The sequence below is a fragment of the Luteimonas sp. MC1750 genome, from assembly GCF_016615955.1.
Classification (GTDB): domain Bacteria; phylum Pseudomonadota; class Gammaproteobacteria; order Xanthomonadales; family Xanthomonadaceae; genus Luteimonas.
This window is the reverse complement of the sequence record NZ_CP067113.1, coordinates 1368317-1387199: the sequence shown is the minus strand read 5'-3', so window position 1 is coordinate 1387199 and position 18883 is coordinate 1368317. Positions and strand designations below refer to the sequence as shown.

At 70.5% G+C, this 18883-nt stretch carries 14 protein-coding genes; 2 read left to right on the top strand and 12 right to left on the bottom strand.

Annotation, left to right across the window (positions count from 1 at the left end; translation table 11 throughout):
• The first annotated feature begins 50 nt into the window (after positions 1-50).
• Complete coding sequence (locus JGR68_RS06535; RefSeq protein WP_199362218.1) at positions 51-875, top strand: inositol monophosphatase family protein; 825 nt, start codon at positions 51-53, stop codon at positions 873-875.
• A gap of 863 nt (positions 876-1738) precedes the next feature.
• On the opposite strand, the gene secF is transcribed toward JGR68_RS06535, so the two are convergent.
• From secF to JGR68_RS06490, 9 genes are all read right to left on the bottom strand, one after another.
• Positions 1739-2704 (bottom strand): protein translocase subunit SecF, encoded by a 966-nt coding sequence (secF, locus tag JGR68_RS06530; protein WP_199362219.1) that lies wholly within the window; start codon positions 2702-2704, stop codon positions 1739-1741.
• A gap of 16 nt (positions 2705-2720) precedes the next feature.
• The gene (gene secD, locus JGR68_RS06525; RefSeq protein ID WP_199362220.1) at positions 2721-4586 is read right to left on the bottom strand and encodes a protein translocase subunit SecD; all 1866 of its coding nucleotides are present in this window, start codon (positions 4584-4586) and stop codon (positions 2721-2723) included.
• Positions 4587-4691: 105 nt separating this feature from the next.
• On the bottom strand, positions 4692-5027 hold the full coding sequence (yajC, locus tag JGR68_RS06520; RefSeq protein ID WP_199362221.1) for a preprotein translocase subunit YajC: 336 nt from the start codon (positions 5025-5027) through the stop codon (positions 4692-4694).
• A 154-nt stretch (positions 5028-5181) separates the two neighbouring features.
• Positions 5182-6315, bottom strand: coding sequence for a tRNA guanosine(34) transglycosylase Tgt (tgt, locus tag JGR68_RS06515; RefSeq protein ID WP_199362222.1), 1134 nt, complete (start codon positions 6313-6315; stop codon positions 5182-5184).
• A gap of 40 nt (positions 6316-6355) precedes the next feature.
• Positions 6356-7369, bottom strand: coding sequence for an ABC transporter ATP-binding protein (locus JGR68_RS06510; RefSeq protein WP_199362223.1), 1014 nt, complete (start codon positions 7367-7369; stop codon positions 6356-6358).
• Complete coding sequence (locus JGR68_RS06505) at positions 7366-9078, bottom strand: iron ABC transporter permease (protein ID WP_199362224.1); 1713 nt, start codon at positions 9076-9078, stop codon at positions 7366-7368. The genes JGR68_RS06510 and JGR68_RS06505 overlap by 4 nt, the downstream gene beginning before the upstream one ends.
• 24 nt (positions 9079-9102) lie before the next feature.
• The gene (locus tag JGR68_RS06500; protein WP_199362225.1) at positions 9103-10221 is read right to left on the bottom strand and encodes a Fe(3+) ABC transporter substrate-binding protein; all 1119 of its coding nucleotides are present in this window, start codon (positions 10219-10221) and stop codon (positions 9103-9105) included.
• A 70-nt stretch (positions 10222-10291) separates the two neighbouring features.
• Entirely contained in the window at positions 10292-11323 is a 1032-nt protein-coding gene (gene queA / locus JGR68_RS06495; RefSeq protein ID WP_199362226.1) for a tRNA preQ1(34) S-adenosylmethionine ribosyltransferase-isomerase QueA, read from the bottom strand.
• Positions 11324-11330: 7 nt separating this feature from the next.
• Complete coding sequence (locus JGR68_RS06490; protein ID WP_199362227.1) at positions 11331-11762, bottom strand: Lrp/AsnC family transcriptional regulator; 432 nt, start codon at positions 11760-11762, stop codon at positions 11331-11333.
• A 135-nt stretch (positions 11763-11897) separates the two neighbouring features.
• On the opposite strand from JGR68_RS06490, the gene JGR68_RS06485 reads away from it, so the two are divergent.
• Complete coding sequence (locus JGR68_RS06485) at positions 11898-13391, top strand: aminotransferase class III-fold pyridoxal phosphate-dependent enzyme (RefSeq protein ID WP_199362228.1); 1494 nt, start codon at positions 11898-11900, stop codon at positions 13389-13391.
• A 166-nt stretch (positions 13392-13557) separates the two neighbouring features.
• On the opposite strand, the gene JGR68_RS06480 is transcribed toward JGR68_RS06485, so the two are convergent.
• The 3 genes from JGR68_RS06480 to JGR68_RS06470 all read right to left on the bottom strand — a co-directional run bounded on the left by JGR68_RS06480 (position 13558) and on the right by JGR68_RS06470 (position 18769).
• Complete coding sequence (locus JGR68_RS06480) at positions 13558-14913, bottom strand: metallophosphoesterase family protein (RefSeq protein ID WP_234446631.1); 1356 nt, start codon at positions 14911-14913, stop codon at positions 13558-13560.
• A 113-nt stretch (positions 14914-15026) separates the two neighbouring features.
• Complete coding sequence (locus tag JGR68_RS06475; RefSeq protein WP_199361549.1) at positions 15027-16196, bottom strand: phytase; 1170 nt, start codon at positions 16194-16196, stop codon at positions 15027-15029.
• An 8-nt stretch (positions 16197-16204) separates the two neighbouring features.
• Positions 16205-18769: a TonB-dependent receptor gene (locus JGR68_RS06470; RefSeq protein WP_207750145.1), complete on the bottom strand. Its 2565-nt coding sequence runs from the start codon at positions 18767-18769 to the stop codon at positions 16205-16207.
• Positions 18770-18883: the final 114 nt, after the last annotated feature.

Sequence of the window (18883 nt, the reverse complement as noted above, 5' to 3'; positions counted from 1 at the left end):
GTCCCGCTCTTTCCCCCTGCTGCCCATCCCAACGCCGGAGCCCCCCTGCGATGCAACAACCTGCCGTCAACATCATGGTCAAGGCGGCTCGCGCCGGTGGCAACATCCTGCTGCGCCACATGCACAAGCTCGACGCGATCAACGTCGTCGAGAAGGACCGCATGGACTATGCCAGCGAGGTCGACCGGCTCGCCGAGGCGGCGGTGGTGAAGGAACTGCGCCGGGCCTATCCGGAGTACGCGGTGCTCGGCGAGGAATACGGCGAGCAGAAGGGCAGCCGCGGCGCCAGCCGCTACACCTGGGTCATCGACCCGCTCGACGGCACCAGCAACTACCTCCGCGGCTTTCCCCACTGGTGCGTCTCGATCGCGCTGTGCGAAGGCCCGGAGCCGCTGCACGGGGTGATCTTCGATCCGCTGCGCAACGAGCTGTTCACCGCCACCCGCGGCGGCGGCGCGCAGCTCAACGAGAAGCGCATCCGCGTGGCCGAACGCAAGGACCTCACCGGGACGACCATCGCCACGGGCTTCCATCCGCGCGAGCGCCAGCGCACCGCCGCGCAGTTCGACGCGCTGCGCCAGGTGCTGTCGGTCGCGGAGGACGTGCGCCGCACGGGTTCGGCCGCGCTCGACCTGGCCTACGTGGCCGCGGGGCGCCTCGATGGCTATTTCGAGGCCGGGGTGCAGGCCTGGGACATCGCCGCGGGCATGCTGATGGTGCGCGAGGCCGGCGGCAAGGTCACCGACTACAAGGGCGCCGTGATGGGTCCTGTGCACGTGGCGATGCACAGCCGCCAGATCGTCGCCGGCAACCTGCGGGTGTCCGAGGCGCTGCAGAAGAACATCGTCGCCTCGGGCTACGCCGCGGCGTACTGAGCCTCGCGTCAGCCCCCTGCCCGGGGGCTTTGCGGCGGCGCTGCTTCACGACTTGTCCGGTGTTGTCTGTGGGGGCGGAGCCTTGTTCAGGGCGTTCGCCCCGATCCGGTCGCTTCGTGATGATCCGCGCCGCCCGTCCCGCACGCAGGGGGTGTGCTCCCCCGTCCTGTCCGCATCCTGCTCCCAAGGCCGGCCGCCGGCCATCCATGGCCGGCTGTACGCACACCCCCTGCGCGCGGGACGGGCACCCGCATTCGTCGGCTTCGGAGCGGACATCAAGAGCGTCGACTCCGGCCGCGTAATGCGGTGTCGAGTTCCGAGCCTGCCTTCTCTCCGGAACAGAACGAAGCTCATGCCGCCGCCTAAACCCGGCACGCGCCATGCGGAACGGCGCACATTGGATGCGACGAGCTGCTCGCCGCACGCGACTGCTGCGGCGCCGAAAAGGGCAGGAAAGAATGTTCTTCTCCCGAGCTCGGCAAGAACCAGAAGGCGGCATTCTCCCCAAACTCAGCGGTTCGGGCGTCGGCGGATTTCGGACCGTCGTCCGGAGCGGTTCCGGCCGCAGGACGCAGCGCCTGCGCCACGGCCGGCGCACGGTTCCTGCTCTTCCTTGCTCTTGCTCTTGCACCGGTCCACCGCGGCCTGCATCGCTTTGGCGCGTGGCCTGCTGACGGGAAGTCAAGGAGGAGATGCCGGCCCGACGGGCCGGCATCGGGGGACATGAGCGGCAGCAGGCCATGCGTCGAAGCGCCGCGGAGCAGGCAGCACCTGCGCGTTGCCTCCCCCGGAGAGCAGCCACAAAAAAACCCCGCCACGAGGCGGGGTTTCCTGTTTGCTGCCGTGGCTGCCGTGCCAGCGCCTCAGGGCCTGCGGGCGAGCTCGGCTTCGTCGCGCGCCTTGGGCAGCAGGTCCTGCTTGGTGACCCTGAGGAAGCCCATGGTCAGCAGCGGACAGGCCACCAGGATCGACGACAGCGTGCCGATCACGATGCCGGCCATCATCGCCAGCGACATGCCTTCCAGCGAACCGCCGCCGTAGAGGAACAGCGCCAGCACGGTCAGGAAGGCCACCACCGAGGTGATGATCGTGCGCGACAGCGTCTGGTTGATCGAGGCGTTCAGCACCTCCATCGGCGGCGCGCGCATGCTGCGGAAGTTCTCGCGCACGCGGTCGAAGACCACGATGGTGTCGTTGATCGAGAAGCCCATCACCGACAGCAGGCCGGCGAGCACGGTCAGGTCGAACTCCTGGCCGCTGATCGCGAACCAGCCGGCCACGATCAGCACGTCGTTGAGTGTGGTGACGATGGCCGCGACCGCGAACTTCCATTCGAAGCGGAAGCCGATGTAGATCAGGAAGCCGACGACCACGAACAGCACCGCGTACAGGCCGTTCCAGGCCAGGTCGCGGCCAACCTGCGGCCCGACGAACGCGCTGCTCTGGATGGTGGCGCTGTTGCCCTCGACCGACGCCGCTTCCAGCACTTCGGTCGCGGTGCGCGAGGTGGCCTCGGCGCTGGTCTCGCCATCGCGCGGCTGCAGGCGCACCAGCAGGTCGCTGCCGCTGCCGAAGGTCTGCACCTGTGCGCCCGGATAGCCGGCGTCGGCCAGGCGCTCGCGCACGCCGTCGACGTTGGCCGGCTGCTGGAAGCGCAGCTCGACCACGGTGCCGCCGGTGAAGTCGAGCGCGTAGTTGAAGCCCTTGCCGGCGATCGCGCCGATGGCGACGACGGTGAGCAGCACGAAGGCGGCCACCGACACCCAGCGCAGGCGCATGAAGTCGATGTTCGGGGTGGCCGGGATGAGGCGCAGGGGAAAGATGTTCATGTGTCGTGTGCCCGCGTCAGATGGCCAGGGTCTTGAGCTTGCGCTTGCCGCCGTAGACCAGGGTGGCGATGCCGCGCGAGACGGTCACCGCGGTGAACACCGAGGTCAGGATGCCGATCACCATGGTCACCGCGAAGCCCTTGAGCGGGCCGGTGCCGAAGGCGAACAGCGCGATGCCGGCGAGCAGCGCGGTCATGTTGGAGTCGAAGATCGTGCCCGAGGCCTTGTCGTAGCCGTTGGCGATCGCCGCCCTGGGCGGCATGCCCGCGCGCAGCTCCTCGCGGATCCGCTCGTTGATCAGCACGTTGGCGTCCACCGACATGCCGATCGACAGCGCAAGTCCGGCGAAGCCCGGCAGCGACATGGTCGCGTTGAACACGCTCATGATCGCGACCACCATCAGGAGGTTGAGCAGCAGCGCGACGCAGGTGAACAGGCCGAACATCCGGTAGTAGATGCCGAAGAACAGCAGGGTGAACACGAAGGCGTACAGCACCGCGGTCGTGCCGCGCGCCACGTTCTCCTTGCCGAGGCTGGGACCGACGATGCGCTCTTCGATGAAGTCCATCGGCGCGGCCAGCGAGCCCGAGCGCAGAAGCCGCGCCAGGCCGTCGGCCTCGGCCTTCTCCAGGCCGGTGGTCTGGAACTGCTTGCCGAAGACGCCGTTGATGTTGGCGACCGAGATCACCTCTTCGCTCACGCGGAAGCTGCGGACGTCCTCGCCCGCGGCGTTCGTGGTCACCTGCGGCACGCGCTCGATGTACACCACCGCCATCGGCTTGCCCACGCTCACCGTGGTGAAGTCGAACATGCGCTGGCCGCCGAGGTTGTTGAGCGTGACGCTGACCGCGGGCATGCCGTTCTCGTCCAGCGTCGACTGTGCGGCGACCATCTGCTCGCCCGACGCGATCACGCGCTTGGACAGCAGCACCGGGATCGGCTTGCCGTCGATGCCGGTCTCGCGCCGGTAGTACACGCGTGCTTCCGGCGGGACGCTGCCCGAAGCCACGGCGTCGTAGGGGTCGCCATCGATCACCGCGCGGTATTCCAGCGTCGCAGTGGCGCCGATCATGCGCTTGGCTTCGGCGGTGTCCTGCACGCCCGGGAGCTGCACGACGACGCGGTCGTTGCCCTGGCGGGTGATCACCGGCTCGCCCACGCCCACTTCGTCGACGCGGTTGCGCAGGGTGGTGATGTTCTGGTCGATCGCGTCGGCCGAGATCTGGTTGAGCTCGGTCTCGGGCACGCGGATGGTGATGCGGCTGCCCACGGCCTCGCGCAGGAGCGTCGGCTGCGCGGTGGCCAGCAGTGTCATCGCGCGGTTGGCGTCGGCGGCGTCGCTCAGCTGGGCCACGGTCGTGCCGGTGGCGTTGCGCTCGACCGATTCATAGCGGATGCGGTTGTCGCGCAGGATCGCGCGGACCTCGTCGGCGTAGGCGTCCAGGCGCTTGTCCAGCGCGGCCTTCTGGTCGACCTGGAGCACGAAGTGCACGCCGCCCTGCAGGTCGAGGCCGAGCAGCATCGGCTTGGCGCCGAACCAGGACAGCCAGTCCGGCACGGTGGACGCGAGGTTGAGCGCGACCACGTAGTCTTCGCCGAGCACGGGGCGCAGCGCGTCCGCGGCGCGGGTCTGGTCGTCCAGGTCCAGCAACCGGACCATGCGCTCGCCCTCGCCTTCGGTGTCGACCGACTTCGGCGTCACGCCGGCCGTCGACAGCGCCTGGTCGATCTTCGCGTCCAGTTCGACGCCGGTGGCGGCGCCGCGGTTGGACGTGATCTGCACCGAGGGATCCTGCGGGTAGATGTTCGGCAGCGCGTAGAGCGTCGCCAGCAACACCACGAGGAGGATGGTGACGTACTTCCAGCGGGGAAATTCGAGCATGGTCAGGTCTTGCGCGAGGTCGTCCCGCGGGCGGGAGTGACGGGTTCTGGAGCAGGCGTCGGCACGGGCCGGCGCTTACGCCGGGCCCCGTGCCTCCGGCGGGTGTCAGGCGGCCTTGAGCGAGCCCTTGGGCAGCACGTTGCCGACGGCGTTCTTCTGCACGCGGATCTCGACGTTGTCGGCGATCTCGACGGTGATGAAGCTGTCGCCCACGCGGCGCACCACGCCGGCGATGCCGCCGCTGGTGATCACCTCGTCGCCGACCGAGAGCTTCTCGACCATGGCGCGGTGTTCCTTGGCGCGCTTCATCTGCGGGCGGATCATCAGGAAGTACATGATCAGCAGCAGGATCACCGGGAAGGCGAACATGCTCAGCGGGCTCTGCGCCGCGGGAGCGGCCTGGGCGTAGGCGGGGGCGATGAAGAAGTCGAGCAGGTTCATTCAGGGCGGTCCGATGCGGAAATCAGCGAAACAGTATGCCACGGGCCCACTGGGCCCGTGCTCCGACCTGTAGGAGCGGCTACAGCCGCGATTGCCAGGTCCGACCGGGACCGGACGCCGATCGCGGCTGTAGCCGCTCCTGCAAGTGGGCGGGTCAGGCCCCGGGGGCCTGCCGTGCCGCGAGGAAAGACCGCCGGAAGGCCCCGAAGGTTCCCGAGGCGATCGCGGCGCGCATGTCGGCCATGAGCTTCTGGTAGTACCAGAGGTTGTGCAGGGTGCCGAGGATCGGTCCCAGCATCTCGTTGCAGCGGTCGAGGTGGCGCAGGTAGGCGCGGGTGTAGCCGCCGCTGCAGGCCGCGCAGCCGCAGCCCTCCTCGATCGGCCGCAGGTCGCGCTCGTACTTCGCGTTGCGGATGCGCACCGTGCCGGTGGAGGTGAAGTAATGGCCGTTGCGGGCGTTGCGGGTGGGCATCACGCAGTCGAACATGTCCACGCCGCGGGCCACGCCGTCGACCAGGTCCTCCGGCCGGCCCACGCCCATCAGGTAGCGCGGCCGGTCGACGGGCAGTTGCGGGCAGGTGTGCTCGAGCATCGCGTTGCGCTCGGCCTCGGTCTCGCCTACCGCCAGCCCGCCGATCGCATAGCCGTCGAAACCGATGTCCCGGAGGCCGGCCGCCGAGCGCGTGCGCAGGTCCTGGTGCACGCCGCCCTGCACGATGCCGAACAGCGCCGCGTCGTTGCCCTCGTGGGCCCGCTTCGAGCGCCCGGCCCAGCGCAGCGACAGCTCCATCGAGCGCTCGATCACCCGCGGGTCGACCGGCTGGCCGTCCTTCTGCACCGGCGGGCACTCGTCGAAGATCATCACGATGTCCGAGCCCAGCACCTTCTGGATGTGCATCGATTCCTCGGGGCCGAGGAAGACCCTCGAGCCGTCGATGGGCGCGGCGAAGGTCACGCCGGCCTCGGTGATCCTGCGCCGGTGCGCCAGCGAGAACACCTGGAAGCCGCCGGAGTCGGTGAGGATCGGACCGTCCCAGCGCGCGAAGCCGTGCAGGCCGCCGTGGGCCTCGATCACTTCGAGGCCCGGGCGCAGGTAGAGGTGGAAGGTGTTGCCGAGGATGATCTCGGCGCCGAGGTCGCGCACCTGCCCGGGCAGCATGCCCTTCACCGTGCCGTAGGTGCCCACCGGCATGAAGGCAGGCGTCTCCACCGTGCCGCGGGGGAACGTCAGCCGCCCGCGGCGGGCGGCGCCGTCGCTGGCGAGCAATTCGAACTGCATTCGGGACATCGGCGGCCTGGCGTGGAAAGGGCCGCCCATTGTCGCGGTCTCAGTCGAAGCCGACCAGCGCGTCCTCGGCCAGCCGCAGGCGCAGCGGCGCGCCGGGCGCCAGCGCGCGCAGCGCGGCCACGTCGGCATCCTCCAGGTCCACCTCCACCACCGCGCCGCCGCCCAGGCGCAGCCCGATGACATGGCCGGGGCCGCGGAACGACAGCGCCACCAGCTCCGCCGCCACCGGACCCTCGGGGTCGGGCCGCAGCGCATGGGGCCGCAGCAGCACCTCGCCGCGGCGCCCGAGGCCGACGGCGGACGCCGGCACCAGGGTTCCGCGACCGATGAAGCCGGCCACGAAGCGGTCCAGCGGGCGCCGGTACAGCGCCTCGGCGCAGTCCCACTGCAGGATGCGGCCGCGGTCCATCACGCCGATGCGGTCGGCCATGGTGAAGGCCTCGGACTGGTCGTGGGTCACCATCAGGACGGTCGCGCCGGAGGCCTTCAGCAGGCCGCGCAACTCGGCCGCCAGTTGCTGCCGGGTATCGGTATCGAGGTTGGAGAAGGGCTCGTCGAGCAGCAGCAGCGCCGGCCCCGGCGCCAGCGCGCGCGCCAGGGCCACGCGCTGCTGCTGGCCGCCGGACAGCTCGTGCGGATAGGCACCGCCCCGATCGCCCAGGCCGACCAGGGACAGCATTTCGGCCACCCTCGCCCGCTGCTCCACGCGCGCGCGGCCGCGCAGGCCGAAGGCGATGTTCGCCGCCGCGTCCATGTGCGGGAACAGCGCGTAGTCCTGGAACATCATCCCGACGCTGCGCTGCTCCGGCGGCAGCGACAGCCCCGGCGCGGCCACGCGGCGACCCTGGACGTCGATGCTGCCGTCCAGCACCGGCTCGAAGCCCGCGACCGCGCGCAGCACCGTGGTCTTGCCGCAGCCCGATGCGCCGAGCAGGCAGCCGATCTCGCCCGCGCCCAGCGCCAGCGACAGGGCGTCGACCACGACGCGCGTCCCGCCTTCCGGGGCCGGATAGCCGACGCGGATGCCCGTGATGTCCAGCAGCGCCTCGGTCACGCCATCCTCTCCCGTCCATAGCGCACGCCGGTGCGTGCCAGCAGTACCACCGGCAGCAGGCCGACGGCGACGATCAGCAGCGCCGCCACCGCGCCTTCCTCATAGGTGCCCCGCGAGGCTTCGGCATAGAGCCAGGTCGCGAGGGTCTCGAAATTCAGTGGCCGCAGCAGCAGGGTGGCCGGCAGCTCCTTCATCGCGTCGACGAAGACCAGCAGCGCGGCCGCGGCCATCGCCGGGCGCAGCAGCGGCAGGTGGATGCGCCGCAGCGTGCTGCCCGGCGCGTGGCCGAGGCTGGCCGCGGCCTGGTCGAGGCTGGGCGGGATGCGCGCGAGGCCGGATTCGACGCCGCCGGCGGCGATCGCCAGGAAGCGCACCGCATAGGCCAGCACCAGCGCCGACGCCGAGCCCATCAGCAGCATCCGCGGCGTCATGCCGAAGCCGGACAGCACGGCGTTCGCGCCGTCGTCGAACCAGGCCAGCGGCAGCAGCAGGCCGATCGCCAGCACCGTGCCCGGCACCGCGTAGCCGAGGCTGCCGGCGCGCAGCGCAAGCAGCGCGCCGGCGGGCCGCCGGCGGCCCTGTGCCAGGCGCATCGACCAGCCCAGGACCAGGCCGGCGGCCAGGGTCACCACCGTCGCCGCAAGCGCCACGCCCACGGTATTGCCAACGCTGGCCAGCAGCTGCGGCGAGACGCCGTGGCGGCCGATGCGCTCCAGGGCCTCCCAGGCCAGGTAGCCCGCGGGCAGCACGAAGCCGACCAGCACCGGGAACAGGCCGAGCGCCAGCGCCAGCGCCGCCGCGCCGCCGCGCAGCCGCCGCGGCCGCATTGGTCGCGGCCGTTCGCCGGCCGCATAGCGCTGCCGCCGCCGCGCATGGCGCTCCAGCGCCAGCAGCGCGACCACGATCGCCAGCATCGCCAGCGCGATCTGCGCCGCGCCGGGCAGGTCCGAGCGCGTCACCCAGGTGGTGTAGACCGCGACGGTCATCGTCTGCACCCCGAGGAACTCGGATGCGCCGATGTCGTTGAGCACTTCCATCAGCGCCAGGGCCGTGCCGATCGCGATCGCCGGCCGCGCCAGCGGCAGCGCCACGCGCCGGAACACCTGCAGCGGAGTCGCCCCCAGGGTGCGCGCCGCGTCCAGCAGGCCGGCGGCCTGGGTCATGAACATCGCGCGCGTGGTCAGGTAGACGTAGGGATAGAGCACGAAGCCCAGCAGGACGATGCAGCCGGCCAGGCCGCGGATGTCGGGCAGGCGGAAGTCACGCGGGCTCTCATGTCCCAGCAGGTCGCGCACCAGGCCCTGCACCGGACCCAATGGATGCAGCAGGTCCAGGTAGGCGAAGGCGACGATGTAGGTCGGCACCGCCAGCGGGAGCAGCAGCGCCCAGGCGACGGTGCGCCGCCCGGGGAAGTCGAACGCGGTGACCAGCCAGGCCGCGCCGGTGCCGATCGCCACCACCAGCGCGCCGACGCCGAGCAGCAGCGCCAGCGTGTTGCGCACCGCCCCGGGAAGGACATAGCGCGCAACGTGGGTCCACAGCCCCTCCTGCCCGCCCTGCAGCGCGGTCCAGGCCAGCGAGGCCAAGGGCAGCAGCACCAGCGCCGCGATCGCCACCGCGGCCCACTGCCAGGGCCCTTCGGGCAACAGCCGGCCGAAGCCACGACGGGGCACGCCGTGGACGACCGGGTGCAGCACACCCGCTGGCATTCCCGTCGCCGCCATGCCGCCGGATCAGTTGTCGAAGCCGACCTTGTCGACCAGCGCGCTGGCCTCGCGGCGGTTGGCCACCACCTCGGTCAGCGGCAGCGGATCGACGGTGAGCTCGCCGAAGCTCGCGACCACCGGGTCGAGTTCGACGCCGGCCTTCACCGGATATTCGTAGTTGGCGCGCGCATACAGGCTCTGCGCCTCGTCGGACACCAGGTATTCCATCAGCGCCACTGCGTTGTCACGGTTGGGCGCGTGGCGGGCCAGGGCCGCGCCGCTGATGTTGACGTGGGTGCCGCCGTTGTCGACGTCGAAGGTCGGGCGGATGACCTTGATCGCCTCGCCCCACTGGTGCTGCTCGGAGCCCGGCTCGGCGTTCTTCATGCGGCCGACGTAGTAGGCGTTGGCGATGCCGATGTCGCAGATGCCGGCGAGGATGTCGCGGGCCACGTCACGGTCGCCGCCGGCGGCCTTGCGCGCGAGGTTGGCCTTGACGCCGCGCAGCCAGGTCTCGGTCTGCGCCGCGCCGTGGTGGGCGATCATCGCCGCGAACAGGCTGGTGTTGTACGGATGCTGGCCGGAGCGGATGCAGACCTTGCCCTTCCACTTCGGGTCGGCCAGGTCCTCGTAGTGGAAGCCCTCGAGGTCGAGGTCCTTGTGCGCGTACAGCACGCGGTCGCGCAGGCTCATCGCGAACCACTGGTCGTCACCGCCCCGCAGGTGTTCCGGGATGGCCGATTCCAGCGCCGCGGACTGCAGCGGCTGGGTATGGCCAGCCTCGACCAGGTCGAGCATGTTGCCGGTGTCGACCACCATCAGCACGTCGGCCACCGAGCGCTCGCCCTCGGCGCCCAGGCGTTCGAGCAGGCCGTCCTTGAGCAGCACGGTGTTGACCCGGATGCCGGAGCTGGCGGTGAACGCGTCCAGCAGCGGCTGGATCAGGCCCGGCTCGCGGGTGGTGTAGAGGTTGACCTCGCCGCCCGAGGCCGGCGCAGCGGCCGGGGCATCGGTCGACGCCGTGCCGGTGGCCGCCGCGCTGGCGTCGGCATCGGCCGCGGGCTGGCTGCCGCCACACGCGGCGAGCAGGAGGATGGCGCAGGCGCTGGCGAGCGCGGCGCGGGGCAGGCGGAATGAAGGGTTCACGGACAACTCCTGTGGCGGGCACGAGCGCGGCCGGGCCGCTTAATGAGAATGATACTCGACAACACCCGGATCAATCGTTGCGATGGAGCAACATCGCGTCGCCATAGGAGAAGAACCGGTAGCGCTCGCGTACCGCGTGCGCATACGCCGCCAGCACCCGCTCGCGCCCGGCGAAGGCCGACACCAGCATCAGCAGCGTCGATTCCGGCAGGTGGAAGTTGGTCAGCAGGATGTCGGCGGAGGTGATCCGGTAGCCGGGCACGATGAAGATCGCGGTTTCGCCGGCGAAGGGGTGCAGAACGCCCTCCACCGTCGCCGATTCCATCGCACGCATGACCGTGGTGCCCACGGCCACCACCCGGCCGCCAGCGGCGCGCGTGCGCCGCACCTGCTCGACCAGAGCCGCGCCGACGTTGATCCACTCGCTGTGCATGCGGTGCTCGCGCACGTCGTCCACGCGCATCGGCTGGAAGGTGCCGGCACCCACGTGCAGGGTGACGTGGCCGGCCTGCACCCCGCGCGCGTGCAGCGCGTCGAGCAGCGCCTGGTCGAAGTGCAGGCCCGCGGTGGGCGCGGCCACCGCGCCGGCCTCGCGCGCGAACACGGTCTGGTAGCGCTCGGCGTCGTCGGCGCCGGGGTCGCGCTGGATATAGGGCGGCAGCGGCATCCGCCCGGCCTTCTCCAGCCAGGACTGCAGCGCCCCGTCGACATGGAAGCGCAGGTGGTGGAAGCCGCCGTCGCGCCCCACCACCTCGGCCACGCCGCCGGCGTCGAGCTCGATCAGGTTGCCGGGCTTGGGCGTCTTGCTGGCGCCGACCTGGGCGCGCGCCTCGTTGCCCGGCAGCAGCCGCTCGATCAGGATCTCGACCCGCCCGCCGCTGCCCTGCTTGCACCCGAACAGGCGCGCCGGGATCACCCGGGTGTCGTTGAACACCAGCAGGTCGCCCGCGCGCAGGAAGTCGGGCAGGTCGCGCACCTGGTGGTCGCCATGGCCGGCGTCGCCGGGCGGGACCACCAGCATGCGGCTCGCCGAGCGCTCGGGAAGCGGCACCTGCGCGATCAGTGCCGGCGGCAGGTCGAAGGCGAAATCGGACTTCTTCAAGCGGGCCTCAACGTTCGAACTTGGTCGACAGCAGCAGGGTCGAGGTGGTGCGTTCCACGCCATCCAGCGCGCCGATGCGGTCGGTGAGCGCGTCCATCTCGCCGATCGTCGCCACCACCACCATCGCCACCAGGTCCCAGGCGCCGTTGACCGAATGCAGCGCGCGCACGCCCGGGTACTGGCGCAGCGCCTCGACCACGCCCGGCGCCTGCTTGGGGAACACGGTGATCATGACCAGCGCGCGGATGCGCTCGCGTTCGTGCTGGTCGTCCACCCGCACGGTGTAGCCCGCGATCACCCCGCTGCGCTCCAGGCGCTCGATCCGGCTCTGCACGGTGGTCCGCGACAGCTGCAGCCTGCGCGCGATCGCCGCGGTGGGCATGCGCGCGTCCTCGCGCAGCAGCGAAAGCAGGGCTTCGTCGGCGGGGCTCAGCTTCATGGCCGGATTCTATCGTCGATCCGCCGAAAACCACAGGGTTTCCGAGCAGATCGCACCTACCAACCGACGAACGCCTCCCGATACGATAGGGAATCGCCCGGCCATCCGGGCCTCGCCACGTCCGGAGGAACCGCCATGACCGCCACCATCACCGCCCTCGCCCCGCTCCGCGCCCGCAAGGGCCAGCGCCGGACCACGGGTCTCGACGACGCCACCATCGCGCGTTTCGCCGAAGGGCACTCCGACCTGGTCGCCGCCATCGACGCCGCCGCGGCGGAATTCGCGCGCATCGAGGCCGACTGCGCCGACCTGCTGGATCTCGACGAGGACGCCCAGATCCAGGCGGTCCAGGCCGGGTTCGTCAACTTCTATCCCCAGGATGGCGTGAACCCCTACGTGGCGCTGGCCGCCCGCGGCCCCTGGATCGTGACCCTCAAGGGTGCGGTGCTCTACGACACCGGCGGCTACGGCATGCTCGGCTTCGGCCACGCGCCCGCGCAGGTGCTGGAGGCCATGGCGAAGCCGCAGGCGCTGGCCAACATCATGACCCCGAACCTCTCGCAGCTGCGGCTGGACCGCGCGCTGCGTGCCGAGATCGGCCAGGCCGCCGGCGCGTGCCCGTACGCGGCCTTCATGTGCCTCAACTCCGGTTCGGAGTCGGTGTCGCTGGCCGCACGCATCGCCGACACCAACGCCAAGACCATGACCGACGCCGGCGGCCGCCACGCCGGGCGCACGGTCAAGCGCCTGGTGGTCAAGGGCGCCTTCCACGGCCGCACCGAAGCCCCGGCGCTGTATTCCAATTCCACCCGCAAGGCCTACGAAAACGCGCTGGCCAGCTACCGCCACGAGGACAGCGTGCTGGTGGTGGCGCCCTACGACATCCAGGCGCTGAAGCAGGCCTTCGCGGATGCCGATGCCAAGGGCTGGTTCATCGAGGCGATGTTCCTCGAGCCGGTCATGGGCGAAGGCGATCCCGGCCGCAGCGTGCCGGTGGACTTCTACGCCGCGGCGCGCGCGCTGACGAAGGCGCACGGCTCGCTGCTGCTGGTGGATTCGATCCAGGCCGGCCTGCGCGCCACCGGCGCGCTGTCGATCGTCGACTACCCGGGCTTCGAGGGCCAGGAAGCGCCGGACATGGAGACCTATTCCAAGGCGCTCAACGCCGGCCAGTTCCCGCTGTCGGTGCTCGCGGTCAACGCGCGCACGGCGGGCATCTACAAGCGCGGCACCTACGGCAACACCATGACCGGCAACCCGCGTGCGGCCGACGTTGGCGTCACCGTGCTGGGGATGGTGACGCCCGCCGTGCGCGCGAACATCCGCCTCCGCGGCGAGCAGGCGCTGGCGAAGCTCGAGGCGCTGAAGGCGGAGCTGGACGGGCTGATCACCAAGGTCCAGGGCACCGGGCTGCTGTTCTCGTGCGAACTGGCACCGGGCTTCAAGGGTTACGGCGCGGGCTCGACCGAGGAGTGGCTGCGCGAGCAGGGCCTGGGCGTGATCCACGGCGGCGAGAACTCGCTGCGCTTCACCCCGCGCTTCGAGATGGGCGAGGACGAACTCGACCTGGTGGTGTCGATGGTGAAGCGCGCGCTGCTGGAAGGGCCACGGGTGAAGGCCGCGGCCTGATACGGACACCCGCGCCACTGGAATCCGGTCGTGGACTGGATCGCTGGAATCCGGTCGTGGGCTGGATCGCGGCTGTAGCCGCTCCTACAGTGGTGGGCAGGCCGTTCCTGTAGGAGCGGCTACAGCCGCGATCATCCCTGTACCGAAGCGCGCGGTTGAAGCCGCCCTACTCCCAGCAGCGGTCCGCGCGGCCCTTGAGCGTTCCGGTACGCCCACAGTCGCGGGGGGCGATCCGGCCTTCGGTGTGCTCGACCACCCTGCGGCTCCCCGCGCGGTCTCCGACCAGCGAGAAGGCGTCGTACAGGCGCCCGGTCACCGTACGCGCTTCGTAGCGCAGCGTGTCGCCGTCGATGCGCACGACCTGGAACAGCTGGGTGTCTTCGCCCACCGGGGCCATGGTGTCGCGGGCCTCCTGTGACAGGAGGTACTGCTTGGCGCCGGCCACCGAGACGACGTACTGGGGCGTGGCCGCCCCCGAGTCACCGGCGCGACGGCCGTAGGTGTGGTCGTGCCCCTGCAGCACGAGGTCCACGTCATGGCGCTCGAGCACCGGCATCAGGTGCTCGCGCAGCAGGGCGTTGTCGCGCCCTTCCCGCGGCGAGTACATCGGCTGGTGGATGGTGACGATCGACCAGGCGCGCGGGTTGTCGCGCAGCACGCCATCCAGCCATTGCGCCTGCGCGGCGGCGGTGCCGAGGTCCAGGGCCGAGGTGCCGTCGAGCACGACGAAGCGGGCGTCGTGCATGTCGAACCAGTAGGTGGTGGCTTCGGCGCCGGGCGCCCCGTTGCCGGGCAGCGCGAACATGTGTGGCCAGTGCAGGCCGAGCACGCGGCGCTCCTGCGGCGTGTCCTCGAACTCCTCGAAGTATTCGTGGTTGCCGGTCACGGGGGCGATGAGCATGGTCGCGGCGACGGGGGCGGTGATGTCGGTCCATTCGCCCCACTCGTTGTCGTCTTCGCCGTCGCCGCCGCTGACCAGGTCGCCGGCGAAGAGTGCGAGGCGCGCGCGCGGGGCGTGGCGCAGGGCTTCGAGGAGGACGCGGCTGCCGTGGCTGGCGTTCTTGTTCTGGGTGTCGCCGAAGTACAGGAACTCGAGCGCGGTGCCGGGCGCGGCGGCAGTGCGCAGCTGGCGCCACGGGCTCCACCAGCCGGTGCCGCCCTGTACGCGGAAGGCGTAGAGCGTGTCGGGTTCGAGGCCGTCGACGTCCAGCTGGTGCTGGCTGCCGGCGCCGTTTTCGGTGGTGAAGGCGGTGCTGCGGGCAGCCAGGCTGCGCGGCTCGCCGACGGCGGGCGAGTCGCCCGCGACCACCAGCTCCAGCCGCGGCGCTTCGACGCCTGCGGCGGTGCGCCACGACACCTGGAAGCCGCGCGCGGGATCTTCCACCGGAGAGGCGACGATGCGGTCCGGGTACGCCGCGGGTGCGTAATGGAGATCACCTGCCGGGACCAGCGTGTTGGGCTCCAGCGCGACGATACCGGGGCCGAAGGCTTCATCGGCGAAGGCGGGTCCGGCCAGCAGCAGGGCGGGCAGCAGCGCAGTCAGCAGCCGCGCGCGGCAAGGTCTGGCCGCGGGCCTGGACCTGTTCACGGTTGCAGCCGCGCCGTCGCGCGGTGACATCGACCCGTCGGCGCGGGTCAACGCGCGCATGCAGGCAACTCCAGGGCCGAGGCGATCTCGCGCCAGTCGATGGCCACGGCGCCCTGGTCGTCGTGCACCGCGTACAGCACGCCGTCGGGGAAGCCCGTGGCCGGCGCGTCGTGCAGCCAGATGCCGTCGGTGTTGGCGACGGTGGGACCGGCCACCGCGCCGACGTGGTCCAGCGAGCCACGCTCGAACAGGTGGAAGGATGTTCGGCCCTTGCCCTGCTCGGTGGTGATCCACCAGCCGCTGCCGTCGGCGCAGGTCTTGAGCACGATGCCCTCGGCCTGCGCCTGCAGGAATTCCGCGCCGATGGTGCGTCCGCTGTACTTGCCCGCGAGGTCGTAGACCTTGAACTCGTTGGCGTAGGTCTCGTCTTCCTCGGCGATCAGCAGCTGGTCGTTGGCGGGATCGCCCCAGAGCGATTCGACCACGCGCAGCGCGCCGTCGGGGCTGGTGTCGCCGAACGCGCCGACATGACGGGCCGCGAAGCCGTTGCCCTGCGGGGCGAAGGCGAAGCGGTGCACGCGACGGTCGAGCTGGTCCAGTGGCGGCAGGATGTCCTCGCCCTGGGCGTCTTCCCCCGTCATCCAGGCGTCGGTCACGTAGATCTCGTAGCCTCCGTCGACCTCGTTGATCCACAAGCCGTAGGGCAGCTTGAGCACGTCGGCGCCGAACTCGGCGACGGTCTGCATGCCCGGCAGGCGAAGCACCTGCACGCGACGGTTGTCACGCTCGACCACGAAGGCGAGGTCGTCGGCGACGGCGATGCCGTTGGGGCGGTCGAACTGCCCCGCACCCGCGCCTCGCTCGCCGACATGCCGCACGAGCGCGCCCGTGGCACCGTCGTACACCACCAGGCGATGGGTGGACTTGGCGGTGGCCAGCAGCAGCACCTGGCCGTCGGGCGCGGTCCAGCTCGCAACCGAGTCGATGTTGTCCTCCGGGGTCATCGGGGTGGCGAAGGCCTCCGGAACGGTCACGGCCTCCGCGGCATCCGCGCGCACGGCCTCGCGGGCGCGATCAGCGCGATCCTCGGCGTCTTCGACCATGGCACTGCCGGCGTCGGGTGCCGTTGCCCCGCCGCAGGCGGCGAGCGCCAGCGCCAGTCCGCTGATGGCGAGCGCGCGCAAGGCTGCGTTCGGGATGGTCCGGTTCTTCATCATGTGCATCCTCAGAAATTGACCTTGACGCCGAGCGTGTAGCTGCGGCCATAGAGTTCGTTCTGCAGCGTGGTCGCCGGCGTGCCCTGGTAGAGCTCCAGCGGCTCGTCGAGCAGGTTTGAGGCTTCGAGGTACAGGCTCCAGTTGTCGGCGACCCTGTAGTCCAGGCTGAAGTCGAGCTGGGTGTTGGGCGCGACCCAGAGGTCGTAGCGGCGGTCGCTGCCGATCTCGTCCAGGTACTCGCTGCGATACACCGCCGCCAGGCGGGTGCTGACGCGCTCGTTCTCCCAGCCGATGTGCGCGCTGTACAGGCGCTCGGAGGACAGCGGGAGCATGAACTCCTCCCCCGCGCGGTCCTCGGTGCCGGCCACGAACTCGGTGTCGAGCCAGGTGCCGCTCAGCCCCACGAGCAGGCCGCTCCACGCACCCGGAAGGAAGTCCAGCTTCTGCTGCCAGTTGAGCTCCACGCCCAGCACGCTCGCGTCTTCGCCGTTGACCGGGCGGGTCACGTCATAGCCCGGGAAGGCCGGATCGTCGTTGGTCCAGGTCTCGACGATGTAGCCGTCGATCGACTTGTGGAAGATGCCGGCAGAGAAGATGCCCGAGTCGCCGATGTAGCGCTCGAACGACAGGTCGAAGTTCAGCGATTCGTAGGGATCGAGCTGCGGGTTGCCGAGGTCGACCTCCTCGTCGTCGCGGTTGATGCTGGCGCGCGGCGTGATGTCGCCGAAGCCCGGGCGCGCGATGGTCTTGGTGACCGCGCCGCGCAGCACCCAGTCGCCGTCGGTGTCGTAGCGCAGGTGCAGGCCGGGCAGCACGCTGGTGTAGGACTTGGACGCCGACGACGGCGCGGCGGTGAGCTCGCCATCCTCGTCCAGGTCCACCATCCATCCGCTGGCGTCGAAGTCGGTGCGTTCGACGCGGGCACCGGCCACCACGCGCAGGTTGCCGAAGTCCATCGTGCCCATGAGGTACGCGGCGAGTACGTCCTCGCTGGCCGTGTAGTCCTCGACCAGCGAGACCAGGGTGTTCTCGGCCACGTCGCCCGGGCGCTCGGAGAACAGCTGTCGGTTCCGGCGCAGGTAGCGGCGCATCGCGCTCGAGGACAGCCCGTCGCCCATGTTGCCGTGGCGATAGCCGGGCGAGCCGGTGGTCCAGCCAGCCAGGTCGATGTCGGGGCCGATGCGGAACTCGGCCTCGTCGACGTTGACGTCGCGATCGCGCCAGCGGCCGAGCAGGCCGCTCTTCCAGGTCACCGCTTCGCCGGTGTACGTGAAGTCGAGCTTCGCACTGATCGCCTCGTCGTCGACCTGCTTCGGGGCCACGACCAGCCGATCCAGCCCGTAGTTGGCGTTTCGCAGCCAGGCGTCGCCGCCCGCGGGATCGATCACGTCGAACGCCGGGATGCGGCCGGGGCCGACGCGGATCGCCATGTCCTCGTCGCCGAGGTACTCGAAGCGCATCTCGACCTCATCGTCCACGCGCTCGCGCGCCTGGGTGTAGCCGAGCTGGTAGTCGAACTTTGCGTGGCCCATGCGGTTCATGCCGCCGGCGCTGATGGTGAAGGTGTCCTCTTCCTTGGTGCGGTAGCGCAGGCGGCGCCCGAAGTCGTCGGCGGCGATGTCCTCCACCGTCCAGCTGTTGCCGTCGTAGCCGGTGATGTCGCCCTCGCCCACCGGGATGATGTGGTTCTGGCGGGTCTCGGCGTCGGTGAAGTCGGTGTAGAGCGTACGCAGGTAGTACTGGTTGTCGTTGTCGGGGCGCCAGTCGAGGTTGAGGTTCACACCCGTGCGCTCACGGTTGATCGTGTACTTGCGCTGCTGGATCTCGACCGGGGTCAGGCGTTCGCCGGCGGCGTCCTCGAACGGGTCGTCGTACTCGACCTCGATGTTGTCCGACTCGTAGTCGCGGTCCTGCCAGCTCAGGCCAAAGGCCACGCCGAAGGTATCGTTGTAGACCTCGCTGAAGTTGAAGGCGGCCTTGGGACTGGTTTCGCCGCTGAGGTTCTGGTGGCTGGCCTCGGCCTTGAAGCGCATGTTGCGGCCGGCGCGGTCGAAGGCCGACGCGGACTCGACCATGATCGTGCCGCCCAGCGAGTCACCCGGCAGGTCGGGCGTGGGGGCTTTGACCACGGTGAGGCGCTCGGTGGACTCGGAGGGAATCACGTCCAGCGGCGCGGCGCGGCTGCTGTCCTCCGGCGTGCCCATGCCGATGCCGTCGACGTTGACCGAGTTCTGCGCCGCGTCCAGGCCGCGGATCACGACGTAGCGGCCTTCGCCCTGGTCGCGGGTGACGCTGATGCCCGGCAGGCGCGACAGCGACTCGCCCACGTTCTGGTCCGGGTACTGGCCCATGGAGTCCGCGGACACCGTGTCCTGGATGGCATCCGAGGCGCGCTTGAAGTCGATGGCGCGCATCTGCGATTCGAACTGGCCGCGGACCTCGATGGCGGCGAAATCGACGGCCGCGGCGGCAGCCACCGCCTGCGCCGCCGCAGCGGCCGGCGGCGGAGCAGCTCCGGCCACATCGGGCGACACGACCCGATCGCGGGCATGGCCGTGCCCGGCGGTGGCCAGGGCAAGGCCGGCGACGATGGCGAGATGGAGCGGATGATGCTTGGACACGGCGGGACTCGGTATGGTCGACGCCGCACACCCTATTTCCGCGATGTTTCAGCCGGGTTACCGGCG